Source organism: Mesorhizobium sp. CA8 (assembly GCF_020164955.1).
In the GTDB taxonomy this organism is placed as follows: domain Bacteria; phylum Pseudomonadota; class Alphaproteobacteria; order Rhizobiales; family Rhizobiaceae; genus Mesorhizobium.
Map to the genome: position 1 here is coordinate 14,682 of NZ_JAIUHG010000008.1, position 14,117 is coordinate 28,798.

The 14,117-nt window shown below is 64.1% G+C and carries 17 protein-coding genes; 12 read left to right on the forward strand and 5 right to left on the reverse strand.

The features are described from left to right. Window positions 1-177 precede the first annotated feature (177 nt). The 6 genes from LB553_RS10990 (at window position 178) to LB553_RS11015 (ending at window position 7,015) form a co-directional block, all read left to right on the forward strand. Window positions 178-2,298 carry a molybdopterin oxidoreductase family protein gene (locus LB553_RS10990; protein WP_224513089.1) on the forward strand — a complete coding sequence of 707 codons (2,121 nt, stop codon included), beginning with the start codon at window positions 178-180 and terminating at the stop codon, window positions 2,296-2,298. A gap of 88 nt (window positions 2,299-2,386) precedes the next feature. Next, the gene (gene speB / locus LB553_RS10995; RefSeq protein ID WP_224513092.1) at window positions 2,387-3,190 is read left to right on the forward strand and encodes an agmatinase; all 804 of its coding nucleotides are present in this window, start codon (window positions 2,387-2,389) and stop codon (window positions 3,188-3,190) included. 62 nt (window positions 3,191-3,252) lie between these two features. Further along, window positions 3,253-4,029 (forward strand): 4-hydroxy-tetrahydrodipicolinate reductase, encoded by a 777-nt coding sequence (gene dapB, locus LB553_RS11000; protein WP_224513093.1) that lies wholly within the window; start codon window positions 3,253-3,255, stop codon window positions 4,027-4,029. Between the two features lie 177 nt (window positions 4,030-4,206). Beyond that, window positions 4,207-5,208: an ABC transporter substrate-binding protein gene (locus LB553_RS11005; RefSeq protein WP_412033332.1), complete on the forward strand. Its 1,002-nt coding sequence runs from the start codon at window positions 4,207-4,209 to the stop codon at window positions 5,206-5,208. A 108-nt stretch (window positions 5,209-5,316) separates the two neighbouring features. Beyond that, on the forward strand, window positions 5,317-6,126 hold the full coding sequence (locus tag LB553_RS11010; RefSeq protein WP_224513094.1) for an ABC transporter ATP-binding protein: 810 nt from the start codon (window positions 5,317-5,319) through the stop codon (window positions 6,124-6,126). Window positions 6,127-6,136: 10 nt separating this feature from the next. Beyond that, window positions 6,137-7,015 carry an ABC transporter permease gene (locus LB553_RS11015; protein WP_224513095.1) on the forward strand — a complete coding sequence of 293 codons (879 nt, stop codon included), beginning with the start codon at window positions 6,137-6,139 and terminating at the stop codon, window positions 7,013-7,015. A 30-nt stretch (window positions 7,016-7,045) separates the two neighbouring features. Here the strand turns inward: LB553_RS11015 and LB553_RS11020 are convergent, their stop codons facing one another. After that, window positions 7,046-8,419, reverse strand: coding sequence for a sensor histidine kinase (locus LB553_RS11020; RefSeq protein WP_224513096.1), 1,374 nt, complete (start codon window positions 8,417-8,419; stop codon window positions 7,046-7,048). Further along, complete coding sequence (locus LB553_RS11025) at window positions 8,416-9,093, reverse strand: response regulator (protein WP_224513097.1); 678 nt, start codon at window positions 9,091-9,093, stop codon at window positions 8,416-8,418. The genes LB553_RS11020 and LB553_RS11025 overlap by 4 nt, the downstream gene beginning before the upstream one ends. A gap of 95 nt (window positions 9,094-9,188) precedes the next feature. On the opposite strand from LB553_RS11025, the gene LB553_RS11030 reads away from it, so the two are divergent. The 6 genes from LB553_RS11030 to LB553_RS11055 all read left to right on the forward strand — a co-directional run bounded on the left by LB553_RS11030 (window position 9,189) and on the right by LB553_RS11055 (window position 11,369). Continuing rightward, window positions 9,189-9,569 (forward strand): hypothetical protein, encoded by a 381-nt coding sequence (locus LB553_RS11030; RefSeq protein ID WP_224513098.1) that lies wholly within the window; start codon window positions 9,189-9,191, stop codon window positions 9,567-9,569. A gap of 1 nt (window position 9,570) precedes the next feature. After that, window positions 9,571-9,801: a DUF680 domain-containing protein gene (locus LB553_RS11035; RefSeq protein ID WP_224513099.1), complete on the forward strand. Its 231-nt coding sequence runs from the start codon at window positions 9,571-9,573 to the stop codon at window positions 9,799-9,801. Window positions 9,802-9,855: 54 nt separating this feature from the next. Then, a complete protein-coding gene (locus LB553_RS11040) occupies window positions 9,856-10,062 on the forward strand; it encodes a DUF680 domain-containing protein (RefSeq protein WP_224513100.1) in 207 nt (68 codons plus the stop codon). A 54-nt stretch (window positions 10,063-10,116) separates the two neighbouring features. Continuing rightward, the gene (locus tag LB553_RS11045) at window positions 10,117-10,323 is read left to right on the forward strand and encodes a DUF680 domain-containing protein (RefSeq protein WP_224513101.1); all 207 of its coding nucleotides are present in this window, start codon (window positions 10,117-10,119) and stop codon (window positions 10,321-10,323) included. Window positions 10,324-10,642: 319 nt separating this feature from the next. After that, window positions 10,643-10,849 carry a DUF680 domain-containing protein gene (locus LB553_RS11050; protein WP_224513103.1) on the forward strand — a complete coding sequence of 69 codons (207 nt, stop codon included), beginning with the start codon at window positions 10,643-10,645 and terminating at the stop codon, window positions 10,847-10,849. 268 nt (window positions 10,850-11,117) lie between these two features. After that, window positions 11,118-11,369 carry a DUF680 domain-containing protein gene (locus LB553_RS11055; RefSeq protein ID WP_224513104.1) on the forward strand — a complete coding sequence of 84 codons (252 nt, stop codon included), beginning with the start codon at window positions 11,118-11,120 and terminating at the stop codon, window positions 11,367-11,369. A gap of 72 nt (window positions 11,370-11,441) precedes the next feature. On the opposite strand, the gene LB553_RS11060 is transcribed toward LB553_RS11055, so the two are convergent. The 3 genes from LB553_RS11060 to purM are packed head-to-tail and all read right to left on the reverse strand — an operon-like array spanning window position 11,442 to window position 13,749. Continuing rightward, a complete protein-coding gene (locus LB553_RS11060) occupies window positions 11,442-11,957 on the reverse strand; it encodes a SixA phosphatase family protein (protein WP_224513106.1) in 516 nt (171 codons plus the stop codon). An 8-nt stretch (window positions 11,958-11,965) separates the two neighbouring features. After that, window positions 11,966-12,673, reverse strand: coding sequence for a phosphoribosylglycinamide formyltransferase (purN, locus tag LB553_RS11065; protein ID WP_224513108.1), 708 nt, complete (start codon window positions 12,671-12,673; stop codon window positions 11,966-11,968). Continuing rightward, window positions 12,670-13,749, reverse strand: coding sequence for a phosphoribosylformylglycinamidine cyclo-ligase (purM, locus tag LB553_RS11070; protein WP_224513496.1), 1,080 nt, complete (start codon window positions 13,747-13,749; stop codon window positions 12,670-12,672). The genes purN and purM overlap by 4 nt, the downstream gene beginning before the upstream one ends. Between the last annotated feature and the right edge of the window lie 368 nt (window positions 13,750-14,117).

Consider the following 14,117-nt stretch of genomic DNA (forward strand, 5'->3'; position numbering starts at 1 on the left):
GCAGGCCAGAGGGGGTCGTCTCACCTAGATCGCCAACACCCTCTTTTGTCTCGAAGGCGCTGGCGCTTCACGCGCAACGACCCCTCTGTCGCCTTTGGCGACATATCCCCCACAAGGTCGGAGATTGGCTAATCTCTGGCCCTACACCTCGTCCCCAAAACCCGCTACACCCCCCGCATGAACCAGCACGCCAAGCTCCGGATCGGCCATTCGGCCTGTCCGCATGACTGTCCTTCCACCTGCGCGCTCGAAGTCGAGCTGCTCGACACCAACCGCATCGGCCGCGTGCATGGCGCCAAGGCGAACAGCTACACGGCGGGCATCGTCTGCGCCAAGGTCGCCCGCTATGCCGACCGTGTCCACCATCCCGATAGGCTGCTGAAGCCGCTGGTGCGAGCCGGCGCCAAGAGCGAGAGCGCCTGGAAGGAAGCGAGCTGGGAAGCGGCGCTCGATCTCGTGGCGGAAAAATTCATCGCGGCCGAAGAGAAATACGGCTCGGAAACCGTCTGGCCCTATTTCTATGCCGGCACGATGGGGCTGGTGCAGCGCGACGGCATCGAAAGGCTGCGCCACGCCAAGAAATACTCCGGTTTCTTCGGCTCGATCTGCACCAATCTGGCCTGGACCGGCTGGATGATGGGTGTGGGCGCCTTGCGCGGCCCTGATCCGCGCGAGATGGCGAAGTCCGACTGCGTGGTGATCTGGGGCACCAATGCCGTGGTCACCCAGGTCAATGTCATGACCCACGCGATGCGGGCGCGCAAGGAGCGTGGGGCGAAGATCGTCGTCATCGACATCTATGACAACGCCACGATGAAGCAGGCCGATCTTGGCCTGGTGCTGAAGCCCGGCACCGACGGCGCGCTCGCCTGCGCGGTCATGCATGTGCTGTTCCGCGACGGGCTCGCCGACCGCTCCTATCTCGAGAAATACACCGACGATCCGCGCGGGTTGGAAGATCATTTGAAGACGCGCACGCCCGAATGGGCGGCCGCGATTACCGGGCTGTCCGTCGCCGAGATCGAGGCATTCGCCTATCTCGTCGGCAAGACCAAGAAAACCTATTTCCGCCTTGGCTACGGCTTCGCACGCCAGCGCAACGGCTCCGTCAACATGCATGCCGTCTCCTGCATCGCCGCCGTCACCGGCGCCTGGCAGTATGAGGGCGGCGGCGCCTTCCACTCCAATTCCGGCATCTTCAAGCTGAACCAGGACGTGCTCGAGGGCACCGCGATGCGCGACCCGAAGGTGCGCTATCTCGATCATTCGCGCATCGGCCCGGTGCTGACGGGCGCGGCCGACGCGCTCTATGGCGGCCCTCCGGTGACGGCGATGCTGATCCAGAACACCAATCCGGCCAATGTCGCGCCGGAGCAGCGGCTGGTGAGAAAGGGTTTTCTGCGCGAAGACCTGTTCACCTGCGTGCACGAACAGTTCATGACCGATACGGCCAAGCTCGCCGATGTCGTGCTGCCGGCGACGATGTTCCTGGAGCATGATGACATCTACAAAGGTGGCGGCAACCAGCACATCACCCTCGGTCCCAAGCTGATCGAGCCGCCGGAAGGGCCGCGCACCAACCACTATGTCAATGAGGAACTCGGCAAGCGGCTCGGGGTCGGCGACCGGCCCGGCTTCGGCCTGACCGAGCGCGAGCATATCGACATCATCCTCGGCAAGCGCGGGCTCGGCAGCTTCGATAATCTGAAGGCGAAGAAGTGGGTCGACCTGCAGCCCGACTTCGACGACGCGCATTTCATCAACGGTTTCGGCCATGCGGACAAGAAATTCCACTTCCGGCCCAACTGGACCGGGCAGTCGGCGCCCAACCGGCCGCCGAGAAGCATGGGCCTGTTCGGCCCGGTCGAGCGGCTGCCGGAACTCCCCGACCATGTCGAGCTGATCGAGGTCGCGGACGAGGAGCATCCGTTCCGGCTGGCAACCTCGCCGGCGCGCAATTTCCTCAATTCGAGCTTTGCCGAAACGCCGGTGTCGAAGGCCAAGGAGGGCAGGCCGGAGCTGCTTGTCCACCCGCAGGATGCGGCAGCGCTCGGCATCGAGGATGGCGGCCGTGTCGAGGTAGGCAACCGGCGCGGCGACGTGGTGCTGCACGCAAAATTCTTCGACGGCCTGAAGCGCGGCGTGGTGATCGCGGAAGGCATCTGGCCGAACAGCGCGCATGAGCGCGGCGAAGGCATCAACGTCCTGACCGGCGCCGATGCGCCGGCACCCTATGGTGGCGCCGCCGTCCACGACAACAAGGTGTGGCTGCGGAAAGCTGAAGAGTCCGGCGCCTAGCCTCCCATCTGGCCCAAGCGCCTCTCGTCGCGCCCGCCAGCTCCGGCGTCTATAGAGGCCCCTTGTCTCGGCAACGAGGGAGGATGTCGTGGCCAAGGTCTCGCTTCTGGGCATTCCGCATGACGAGAATTCATCCTATCTGCGCGGGCCCGCTGAGGCGCCGCCGCTGATCCGGCGCGAGCTCGCCAGCGACGCCTACAGTTCCTGGACCGAAACCGGCTTCGACCTGACGGACCGCTTCGTCGACCACGGCGACATCGATTTCACGCAAGGTGGCGACCCGTGGCAGCGGATCGAGGCGGAGGTGGGCCACGCGCTCGACGCCGGCCATCCGCTGATCTCGCTCGGCGGCGACCATGCGATCTCCTGGCCGGTGCTGCGCGCGGTGCGCCGCCGTTACCGGAGCCTCACGATTGTCCATATCGACGCGCATCCGGACATTTATCATTCCTATGACGACAATCCGCGTTCGCACACTTCGCCCTTCGCCCGTATCATGGAAGAGAAGCTGGCCGACCGGCTGATCCAGATCGGCCTGCGCACCGTCAATGATCACCATCGCGACCAGTTCAAGCGCTTCGGTGTCGAGGTGGTGGAGATGCGGCATTTCAAGGAAGGCTTGCAGCTCGACCTCCAGACGCCTGTCTACATCTCGATGGATATCGACGCTCTCAATCCGGCCTTCGCTCCCGGTATCTCTCACCGTGAGCCCGGCGGCTTGACCACGCGCCAGGTCATCGGTCTGATCCAGGCAATAGACCGACGAATAGTCGCCGCCGATGTCGTCGAATACAATCCGCGCCAGGACCTTTCCAACCTGACGGCGCTGGTCGCCGCCAAGCTGGTCAAGGAGATCGCCGGCATGATGCTGAAGACCAACGGCGCGGTTTGAGTCAATTTGCCAAGGCGGCATGCTAGAGGATTGTTCCGACTCAGCTTTCGACAGGGATCGCCATGCCGCAGCCGCTCAGGATAGCCATCGCCGGCGCGCTCGGCCGCATGGGCCGGCAGATGGCCGAGACAGTCGCTGCCGATTCTCGACTGGAACTCGTCGCCCGCTTCCATCGGCCGGGCAGCACGGGAGAGGGGCTGGTCGAGCGCGACGAGGCGCTGGCGCTTGCCGATGTGGTCGTCGACTTCACCACGCCCGCGGCTTCTGCCGAACTGGCAAAAGCTTGCGCCGCGCGCGGCGGTCCGGCGCTGGTGATCGGCTCGACAGGTTTTGACGTCGCTGATCTGCAAGCCATAGCGGAAGCGGCGAAGAAGATCGCCATCGTGCGCTCCGGCAGCTATTCGCTCGGCCTGAATGTGCTGACCGGCCTGGTCGAACAGGCGGCAACGGCGCTTGGGCCTGATGACTGCGACATCGAAATCTTCGAAGCACATCATCGCCTCAAGGTCGACGCGCCGTCGGGCACGGCGCTGATGTTGGGCGAAGCGGCTGCGCGAGGACGTGGCGTCAGGCTGGACGATGTGGCGAAGCGTGCCCGCGACGGCGTCACCGGCCCGCGCTCCGCCGGTGAGATCGGCTTTGCCGTGCTGCGCGGCGGCAGCATCATCGGCGAGCACAGCGTCAGCTTTCTCAGCGACGGCGAGAGGCTCACGCTTTCGCATCTCGCCGGCGACCGCTCGATGTTCGCCCGCGGCGCCGTCGCGGCGGCGCTCTGGGTCGCCTTCCGGCCGCCCGGGGAGTATGGCATGCGCGATGTGCTCGGGTTCGCTGACTCTTGACTGGAATTTCACCGGATTTCGTTTCAACGGGTGCTAAAACCGCTGAAAGCCAGCTGAAAGCTTGGCCGTGCCATGACAGTTTCGTGGCGTTCGCCACGCAACCGGCTGGGAGTGGCCGGTAAGGAGGAAATGCGGCGCGCCGCGCCGCCAGGTGGAGGAAGTTACGTGACCGGTTTCATCTCTAAATGGGCCCTTCGTTCCGCGCTGCTGGCGGTTGCCACGGTTGCCGCTGGTGCAACGACGGCTTCGGCCGCCGACAAGATCTCGATCATGGTGGGCGGCTATGAAAAACAGATCTACCTGCCAGCGAAGCTCGCCGAGGCGCTCGGCTATTTCAAGGATGAAGGCCTCGATGTCGAGCTGCTCAACGAACCTGCCGGCGTCGACGCCGAGAACGAGATGCTGGCGGGTGCCGTGCAGGGCGTGGTCGGCTTCTACGATCATTGCATCGACCTGCAGGCCAAGGGCAAGTTCGTCGAATCCGTCGTCCAGTTCAGCCAGGCGCCGGGCGAGGTCGAGCTGGTCTCCTCCAAGCACCCCGAGATCAAGTCGCCGGCCGACTTCAAGGGCATGAGCCTCGGCGTCACGGGTCTCGGCTCCTCAACCAACTTCCTGACCGAATACCTGGCGGTCAAGAACGGCCTGAAGCTCGGCGAGTTCACCTCGGTGCCGGTCGGCGCGGGCAATACTTTCATCGCCGCCATGCAACAGGACAAGATCCAGGCCGGCATGACGACCGAGCCGACGATCACGCGCTTGCTCAAGACCGGCGAGGCCAAGGTGTTGATCGACATGCGCACGATCGAAGGGACCAAGGCGGCTCTGGGCGGCACCTATCCGGCCGCCTCGCTCTATATGCAAACCGAATGGGTCGAAGCGCATAAGGACGAGACGCAGAAGCTTGCCAATGCTTTCGTCAAGACACTGAAATTCATCAGCACCCACAGCGGCGCCGAGATCGCCGAAAAGATGCCGAAGGATTACTACGTCGGCGACAAGGAGGGCTATGTGAAGGCCCTCGATGCCGGCAAGGCGATGTTCACCCCCGATGGCGTGATGCCCGAGGGCGGCCCCGAGACGGTGCTCACCGTGCTGTCGGCTTTCAAGAAGGAACTGCAGGGCAAGCAGATCGATCTTTCGAAGACCTACACCACGGAATTCGTCAAGAACGTGAAGTAGCCGATACCGTCGGCGCGATGTCAATCGGACATCGCGCCTGTATCAGCCCTATCAGTGTGTCCGGCGATGCGTCTGCGTGGCGATCGCGCGGCCTTGGAGTATTTCACCATGGCAGTCGAAAGACCCGCTCCGGCGATCGAACTGATCAATGTCAGCCGTCGCTTCCTCTCCCCCACCGGCAAGTCGCTGACGGCGCTCCGCGATTTCACCATGACGGTCGAACGCGGCGAGTTCGTCGCCGTCGTCGGCCCGACCGGCTGCGGCAAGTCGACGACGCTCAATCTCGTGACCGGGCTCGCCAGCCCGAGCGCCGGCGAGGTTCGTGTCATGGGCGCGCCGGTCAAGGGCATCGATCCGCGCATCGGCTTCGTTTTCCAGACCGACGCGCTTTTCCCATGGCGCACGGTGATCGAGAACGTCATGGCCGGACCGCTGTTTCGCGGCAAATCGAAGCCGCAGGCCGAGGCATCGGCGCGCGACTGGCTGGCGCGCGTCGGCCTGGCGCGGTTCGAGCAGCATTATCCGCATCAGCTTTCCGGCGGCATGCGCAAGCGTGTGGCGCTCGCCCAGACCTTCATCAACGGCCCCGAGATCCTGCTGATGGACGAGCCATTCTCGGCCCTCGACGTGCAGACACGCGTGCTCATGCATGAGGAACTGTTGCGACTATGGTCGGAGGCGAAGGCGTCGGTGGTGTTCGTTACCCACGACCTCGAGGAGGCGATCGCGCTGGCCGACAAGGTCTATGTGCTCACCGCCGGGCCGGCGACAGTGAAATCCGTCTACTCGATCGACCTGCCGCGCCCGCGTGTCGTCGCCGACATACGTTACGAGCAGAGCTTCATCGATTATTCGCGCACCATCTGGGCCGACCTCAAGGAAGAGGTCGAGACCAGCTACGCCCGCGCGGCGGCCTGAGGAGGGCGAGATGACAGACGCCACCGTCAACATCACCACGGCCAGCTTCCGGCCCGGCACCTCGGACGCCGAGATCGAGGCGGCGGCCGCGAGGGCCGCCGCCCATCGCCGCCGCACCGTCACGTTCTGGCGGCTGGGTATCCTGATCGCCTTCCTCAGCTTGTGGGAAATCGCCGGCCGCATGGCCTGGATCGACCCCTTCTTCTACGCCATGCCGAGCACGATCGCCGGCCGGCTCTATGAGTGGATCACCGAGGGCACCTCGGAAGGTCCGCTCTGGTACCATCTCTATGTCACCATGGAGGAGTCGGTGCTGGGATTCGTCACCGGCTCGATTGCCGGCATCGTCATCGGCGTCGCGCTCGGCCGCAACCGCATGGCCGCCGACATCTTCTCGGTCTACATCAAGGTGATCAACTCGATCCCGCGCGTGGTGCTGGCGCCGATCTTCATCATGATCCTCGGCCTCGGGCTTGCCTCCAAGGTGGCGCTGGCCTTCGTCATGGTTTTCTTCGTCGTCTTCCACAACGCCTTCCAGGGTGTGCGTGAGGCCGACCGGGCGATGATCGCCAATGCCCGCATCCTCGGCGCCTCCGATTGGCAGCTGACGCGCTCTGTCATCGTGCCGTCGGCAATGAGCTGGATCTTCGCCAGCCTGCATGTCAGCTTCGGCTTTGCCATCATCGGCGCTATCGTCGGCGAGTTCGTCGGTTCGCGCTTCGGCATTGGCCTGTTGATCAACGTCGCCAAAGGCTCGTTCGACGCCGCCGGCATGTATGCAGCGATCGTCATCGTGATGGTCGTGGCGCTCGGCGCCGAGTATCTGATGACGCTGGTCGAGAGCCGGTTGGCGAAGTGGCGGCCGCAGCCGTTGCACGAGACGCAGTAGGCAAGATAACGCTTCGCCGGCGGCCGCCCTTCAGGAGCCGGCCAGCGGCAGCCGGACCTCGACCTTCAGCCCACCCATGGCAGCGTCGCCCAGCGTGACGCCGCCACCGGCATTCTCGACCACCTCGCGCACGATGGCCAGGCCGAGCCCGCTGCCTTCCTCCGTAGATCCAGCAATGCGGTAGAAGCGCTCGAAGACATGCTCGCGCTCTTCCGCTGGAATGCCAGGCCCGTCATCGGTGACGGTGAGCGCCGCCTCGCCATCGACGGCGGCGAGCTTGACCGTCACGCTCCCGCCGGCTTTGGAGTGGCGCAGCGCGTTGTCGACCAGGTTGACGATCATCTCTCGCAGCATCGTGCCGTCGCCGATCACGGGCACCGGCCCGCTCTCCTCGAGGCCGAGGTCAATGTTGCGTTCGATCGCTTTCGGCGCTTGGCTTTCCAGCACCTGGCGGGCGGCGTCGGTGAGGTCGATGCGGTCGGCACGCGGCCGGCGACTGCCGGGCTCGGCACGCGAGAGCGTAAGAAGTTGCTCGGCGAGGCGTGCCAGCTTGCCGGAGCTTGCCTGCAACGCTACCAGCGCCTCCTGTCGCCGGTCGGTCGCGGTTTCTCGCAAGGCATAGCTTGCCTGTGTCGACAACAGCGCCAGTGGCGTGCGCAGCTGGTGCGCGGCATTGGCGATGAAGCGGCGCTGCGCCGCCATCTGCCCCCGCACGCGCTCCATATAGGCGTTGAGCGCCTCGATCAGCGGCCGGATCTCGCTTTGTGCGCCCGCGACCTCGACCGGCTCGAGATCGCTGCGGTGTCGCGAGCGCACGGCGTCGCGCAGCCGGATCAGCGGCGCCAGCCCTCGGCGCAGGCCAAGCAGCACAAACACGCCGGCAATCGCCACCAGCGCCAGTTGCTGGCCGAAGGCGCTCAACCACAGACGCCTCACCATCGCGTCATGCCCCCCGAGCGTCACGCCGACTGTGACCGTGATCGGCGAATCCGCGCCGGCGCCGATTACTGTATGGCTTAGCGTTGCGAGCCGCAGACGGTGATCGCGAAAGCCGGTCTCGATGCTGCCGCGGTTTGTCGCCTTGGGCAGGTCGGGATAGCCGGTAAGCAGGCGTCCGCCCGCGGTCTCGACATGGTAGTAGACCCGGTCACGGTCGCCGGTATCGAACATTTCGATTGCCGCCGGCGGGATGATAGCGTCGAGCACGCCGTCTTTCACCGCGACCTGCTCGGCGATGGCGCGCGCCGACGCCATCAACATCCGGTCGGCAATCAAATCGGCAGTCGCGAGCGCATTGCCGTGGCTGGTCCACAAATTGATGGCGGTGAGCCCCGCCAGCGGCAGCACCACCCATGCCAGCAATTGCAGGCGAAGGCTGCTGATCCGAAGCCTGCCGATCCTCATGGCGCCGGATCGTCATGGCGCAGGAGGTAGCCGAGGCCGCGCAAGGTGGCGATCTGGACGCGCGAGCCCTCGAGCTTCTTGCGCAGGCGGTGCACATAAATTTCGATGGCGCTGGGATCGGCGTCGGTCTCGAAGTCGTAGATCGCGGCCGACAGCGCCGTCTTGCTCACCGTGCGGCCGGCTTTGACGACGAGTTGTTCCAGCACAGCGTGCTCGCGCGGCGTCAGCGTCAGCGTCGCGCCGGCAAGCGAGAACAGGCGGGTGTTGGTGTCAAAGACAAGGTCGCCGCAGGCAATGACCGGCGCGGTGCGATCGTTGGCGCGGCGCAGCTGCACGCGGATGCGCGCCTCCAACTCCTCGATCTGGAAGGGTTTCGCCAGATAGTCGTCGGCGCCTTCGTTGAGGCCCTTGACCCGGCCATCGAGGCTGGCATTGGCGGTGAGCACGATCACCGGCACCGGGTTGCCGCGCGCCCGCAGTCTTTTCAGCACCTCCATGCCGCCCATGCGGGGCAGGGCAAGGTCGAGGATGATCAGGGCATGGTCGCCGGCAGCCAAAGCATGCTCGACATCCTCGCCGTCATGTACGACGTCGACGACATAGCTCGCCTGGCGCAGTGTCTTGCTCAGCCAATCGGCCAGTTCACGATTGTCCTCGACAAGCAGCAGCCGCATCGTTTGTCGCTGTTTCCTCCCAATGACATCGACCGTCGCCAAAGGGCAGGCGGCGTCCAAATTGGTTCCCGAGGCAACCGATAGTATCGATCCGCGTGCAAGGCAAACGTGGTTTCTCGGCGGTCGACCCCCCGTCGTGGCTCCTGCCGAGCCATCTGTTCGGTCCTGCAAACGATGAAACCGAACCGTTCGGTTCAATTAATGTTGACGGTTCGTATAGCTGGGGTGAACAGCAGCACCGTTACCCAGATGCCGCATCGCGCCACGATCGTCGTAAGGCATTGATCCCAAACGATAAGAATGTGGCCGATGCGTCGTGCAGTCAATTTCAAGATCGAACCGAACGGTTCGGTTCACAACTTTTCGTGATTGGAAATGGCAACAAGGCCGACCCATTTCGGGGTGGTCCGAGCGACGCGAATTTCCATTACGGCACGCCACTAGACGGACACGACTTTGAAATCTGGAGTATCTAAAATGAAGAAGATTGCTTTTGCCGCCGCTGCTTTCCTCGTTGCTACGGGCAGCGCTTTCGCCGGCAGCGACCATTACGGTTCCGACAACGTCAACCAGCCGGCCGTGACCGCTCCGGCGGGCAAGGTCGACAACACCGTCACGGGTTCGATCCGCAAGTTCGAGCAACGCGACCTTCACATCAAGCCGGCTCAGAACCAGCCGGAATCCGGCCAGGGCATCTGGGGCCGCTAAGCGGTCCCTCCCTGACCAATGTCAACCAACAACTTTGAATCTGGAGTACCTCAAATGACCAAGATCGCTCTTACCGCCGCTGCTCTTCTCGTTGCTACCGGTGCCGCTTTTGCCGGCTCGGACAACTACGGCTCGGCCAATGTCAACCAGCCGGCCGCCTCGGTCGACAACTCGATCACCGCTTCCACGAACAACTCGGACGCGGACGTACAGAAGCCGGTCGTCACGGGCGCAGACCACAACTTGTTCGGCAACCGCTAATCGGTTCGCGTGGCGAACCTTCGAACCAACAAACTTGAATTTGGAGTAACTCAAATGACCAAGATCGCTCTTACCGCCGCTGCCCTTCTCGTTGCCACTGGTGCCGCCTTCGCCGGCTCGGACAACTACGGTTCGGCTAATGCCAACCAGCCGGCCGCTTCGGTCGACACCTCGCTCACCGCTTCGGTCAAGAAGTCGGATGCGGATGCCCAGAAGCCGGTCGTCCAAGGTGCCAATCACGACCTGTTCGGCAACCACTAAACGGTTCTGTCCTCGACAGACCTCAAAGCGGCGGGCTTGTCCCGCCGCTTTGCTTTTATGCCGCCGGCTGGCCGCTGGGCCGGCTTTCATGGTGGTTTATCAAGCATTCATCACGAAGCGGTGATGCCTGTAACGACGTCTTGGGCGTCTCCGAAGTGGGAGCAAGGGCCGATAAACGGGGCCGATGCAAGGAAATTCAAGTGAGTGGAACGAGCGGGCAGCGCCCGGGCGATGTCCGAGGCTGTGCCGATCCACCGGGTCATCGGATCGTCAATCGCGCCCGATCAAACAGCGCAACCCAGAACCAGGAGTATTTGAAATGACCAAGATCGCACTTATCGCCGTCGCCCTTCTCACTGCCACCGGTGCCGCCTTCGCCGGCTCGGACAATTACAGAGCGGCCGATGCCAACCAGCCGGGCGTCACCATCGACCGGACCGTGACGACCTCGATCGCGAAGTCGGACGCGGATGTCCGAAGGCCGGTGGTGCAGGGCGCCGATCACAACCTGTTCGGCAACCACTGATCCGACCCGGAAAATAGCAGGCGGCGGGCCTGTCCCGCCGCCTGCTTTTGTGCAGCCGCCTAGCGGCAATATCAAGTCGCCTTCACAAGAGTTTGTATCACAAGCAGTTGCAATAGTCTTTTTTCCGGCGAGGTCTTGGTCGACGCATTGTGGCCGCTGAAAAGGCGACCCGCCGGGAATAAATCCCGGCCGCCGCGGGTCTTTTCGGCAGCGGGGCCATCCTCCCAAGGCCACCGCCGATGAAAGACACGAAACGAGGAAATGGAACATGACCAGGATTGCATTAGTCGCGGCCGCCATACTTGCCGCCGCCATGAGCACCGCATCCGCCGGCAGCGATCACTACGGCGCTGATGGCGTGAACCAAGCCGCCGCCGTTGGCTCCGACACCAGCGTCACGGCTTCGATCCCGAAGCACAAGACAGTCAAGCCGGCCCCGAAGGTCGATACCGAGATGAAGACTGGTGCGACCGGCGCTGCGGATTGGCCGGGTCCGCCATCGGACAATTGGGGCAATTGACCCCGTCTCTGAAAATATTGAAGGCGGCGGCAAAGCCCGCCGCCTTGCTTATGGACTGGCCGGCTTCGGGCTCTACGTCAAATCCTTCGGCCTCACGCAATGCGTCAGCCGCGCACCGTGGAAGTCGAGATTTGCCCAATCCTCGTCCAGCGTGAGCCGCGCAAGTGCCGCCGTCGGAAACTTCGCTTCGATCTTCTTGAACACGCCCTGATCCGATCCGGCGCCCGCCAGCTGAAGCGCAAAATGCTGCAGGCCGGGATTGTGGCCGATCACCAGCACACTTGTAGCTTTGACCTGGCGCACGCGCGCCAGGATGGCGGCCGGCGTCGCCTCGTAGAGCTCCTCGGCGAACTCCGCCTGCACATGCTTCGGCAGTTCGGCCGCGACCAGCCTCCAGGTGTCGCGTGTGCGCAGCGCCGGCGAGACCAGCGCCAGATCCGGCAACCAGCCGCGTCGCGCAAGCTCTCGCCCCATCAACGGCGCCGTCTTCAAGCCGCGCGGGGCCAGCGGCCGGTCGAAATCCTCAAGTTTGGGATCGTCCCGGCTCGACTTGGCGTGGCGAAGGATGAGCAACTGTCTCACAGGCATTGCAGCCCCTACGGCGTGATCCGCGCCAGCTGTTCGAGATCAGTCTCCTCGCGCAGCGGGTCCGGCGCCATCACCACCGAGGTGGCGTTTTCGGCATCGTCGACGAAATGGGCAAACACGGTGTGGCCCTTTTCCATGCGCGCCTTGCCTTCGGCGACCAGACCCAGCGCCAGCGGGTAGAGCCGGTGCTCGGCCTTCAGCACCCGAGCCGCCAGCATGTCTTCGTTGTCGCCGACCATGACCGGCACGGCGGCCTGCGCGATGATCGGGCCGTCATCCATCTCGGGCGTGACAAAATGCACCGAGCAGCCATGGATGCGAACGCCCGCACGGATTGCGCGCGCATGCGTGTCCAGCCCCTTGAACGCCGGCAGCAGTGCAGGGTGGATGTTGACCATGTGTCCCTGCCATTTCTCGACGAGGCCGCGGCCGAGAATGCGCATATAGCCGGCCAAGGCGACGATATCGGCGCCGAAGCTCGTGAGCGCGGCGTCGATCGCGGCGTCATAGGCGTCCTTGCTCGGATGATCGGCGCGCTGGATGAGCTTGGTGGCGATGCCGCGCGACTGGGCGATGCCGAGGCCGGCCGCGTTGGCGCGGTCGGAAATGACGCCGACGATTTCCGCCGGATAGCTTGGATCGGCGGCGGCCGCGATCAGCGCCGTCATGTTGGAGCCGCGTCCCGAGATCAGGACGACCGTGCGTTTCCTGCTCATAGGCCGATCGAGCCCCTGTAGATGACGCCGGCGTCGCGGCGCGGCACGATGCGGCCGATCGGCGTCACCGTCTCGCCGGCCTCCTGCAGCACCGCCGCGACCTGCGCCGCCTGGCCGGAGGCGACGGCGAGGATCATGCCGATGCCGCAGTTGAAGGTGCGCATCATCTCTTCCGGCGCGACCCCGCCGGTCTTGGCCAGCCACGAGAACACTGGCGGCACGTCGATCGCCTCGAGGTCGAGCTCGGCCGAAAAATCCTTGGGCAAAACGCGCGGGATATTTTCCGGGAAACCGCCGCCGGTGATGTGGGCGAGCGCCTTGATGCCATGCGTGTTGCGGATCGCCTTGAGGATCGACTTCACATAGATGCGCGTCGGCTCGAGCAGCGCCTCGGCGAGGCTGAGCTCTTCGTTGAACGGCGCTGGATCGCTCCAGCCGAGGCCGCTCGCGGCGACGATCCGGCGCACCAGCGAAAAGCCGTTGGAATGCAGGCCGGACGAAGTAAGGCCGAGCAGCACGTCGCCTTCGACGATGTCGTCGGTCGGCAGCAGTTGCCCGCGCTCGGCCGCACCTACCGCGAAGCCCGCAAGGTCATAATCCTTGTCGTTATACATGCCAGGCATTTCGGCGGTCTCGCCGCCGATCAGCGCGCAGCCGGCCTGCCGGCAGCCCTGCGCGATGCCCCCGACGATCGATGCGCCCTGCTCGGGGTCGAGCTTACCTGTGGCGAAATAGTCGAGGAAGAACAAAGGCTCCGCGCCCTGCACGACGATGTCGTTGACGCACATGGCGACGAGGTCGATCCCGATCGTGTCGTGCTTGCCGGCATCGATGGCGATCTTGAGCTTGGTGCCGACGCCGTCATTGGCGGCGACCAGCACCGGATCGGTGAAGCCGGCGGCCTTGAGATCGAACAGTCCGCCGAAGCCGCCGATCTCGCCATCGGCGCCCGGCCGGCGCGTGGCGCGCACCAGCGGCTTGATCTTCTCGACCATCAGATTGCCGGCATCGATGTCGACGCCAGCCTCGGCATAGGTGAGCCCGTTCTTGCGCTTGGCCTTTTCGCCCTTGCTCATCGTCGGCTCGTCCCTGTTTGTCATTGCGGGCTCTTCGCATGAATGGTTTCGGGGAGCAAGGATGTCGTTGCGACTGACAAAATCGTGGAAAGTGGGCACCGACATAGGCGATTGGCGAAGGCCGAGATGGCGGCCAATCTCGCCCCTTGCGGGGAGATGTCCGGCAGCACAGAGGGGGGTGTGAAGGAATACCAGCATCGATAATGGTTCTGCCGGCACGGCGAAAGAAAAACTCCGAGATGCCGACGGACAGCACCCCCTCTGCCTTGCCAGGCATCTCCCCCGCAAGGGGGGAGATCGGCGGCTTCACGCCGCTTCTCCCTTGCCCAATTTACGTATCTCCATCATTTATTCTCAAACAAAATCAC

Coding starts and splice junctions, on each gene's coding strand:
- LB553_RS11015 (WP_224513095.1), top strand. CDS start 6,137: ATGACAGACGCCACCGTCAACATCACCACGGCCAGCTTCCGGCCCGGC.
- LB553_RS11020 (WP_224513096.1), bottom strand. CDS start 8,419: ATGAGGATCGGCAGGCTTCGGATCAGCAGCCTTCGCCTGCAATTGCTG.
- dapB (WP_224513093.1), top strand. CDS start 3,253: ATGCCGCAGCCGCTCAGGATAGCCATCGCCGGCGCGCTCGGCCGCATG.
- LB553_RS11055 (WP_224513104.1), top strand. CDS start 11,118: ATGACCAGGATTGCATTAGTCGCGGCCGCCATACTTGCCGCCGCCATG.
- LB553_RS11025 (WP_224513097.1), bottom strand. CDS start 9,093: ATGCGGCTGCTGCTTGTCGAGGACAATCGTGAACTGGCCGATTGGCTG.
- purN (WP_224513108.1), bottom strand. CDS start 12,673: ATGAGCAGGAAACGCACGGTCGTCCTGATCTCGGGACGCGGCTCCAAC.
- LB553_RS11050 (WP_224513103.1), top strand. CDS start 10,643: ATGACCAAGATCGCACTTATCGCCGTCGCCCTTCTCACTGCCACCGGT.
- LB553_RS11010 (WP_224513094.1), top strand. CDS start 5,317: ATGGCAGTCGAAAGACCCGCTCCGGCGATCGAACTGATCAATGTCAGC.
- LB553_RS11045 (WP_224513101.1), top strand. CDS start 10,117: ATGACCAAGATCGCTCTTACCGCCGCTGCCCTTCTCGTTGCCACTGGT.
- LB553_RS10990 (WP_224513089.1), top strand. CDS start 178: ATGAACCAGCACGCCAAGCTCCGGATCGGCCATTCGGCCTGTCCGCAT.
- purM (WP_224513496.1), bottom strand. CDS start 13,749: ATGAGCAAGGGCGAAAAGGCCAAGCGCAAGAACGGGCTCACCTATGCC.
- LB553_RS11040 (WP_224513100.1), top strand. CDS start 9,856: ATGACCAAGATCGCTCTTACCGCCGCTGCTCTTCTCGTTGCTACCGGT.
- LB553_RS11035 (WP_224513099.1), top strand. CDS start 9,571: ATGAAGAAGATTGCTTTTGCCGCCGCTGCTTTCCTCGTTGCTACGGGC.
- LB553_RS11060 (WP_224513106.1), bottom strand. CDS start 11,957: ATGCCTGTGAGACAGTTGCTCATCCTTCGCCACGCCAAGTCGAGCCGG.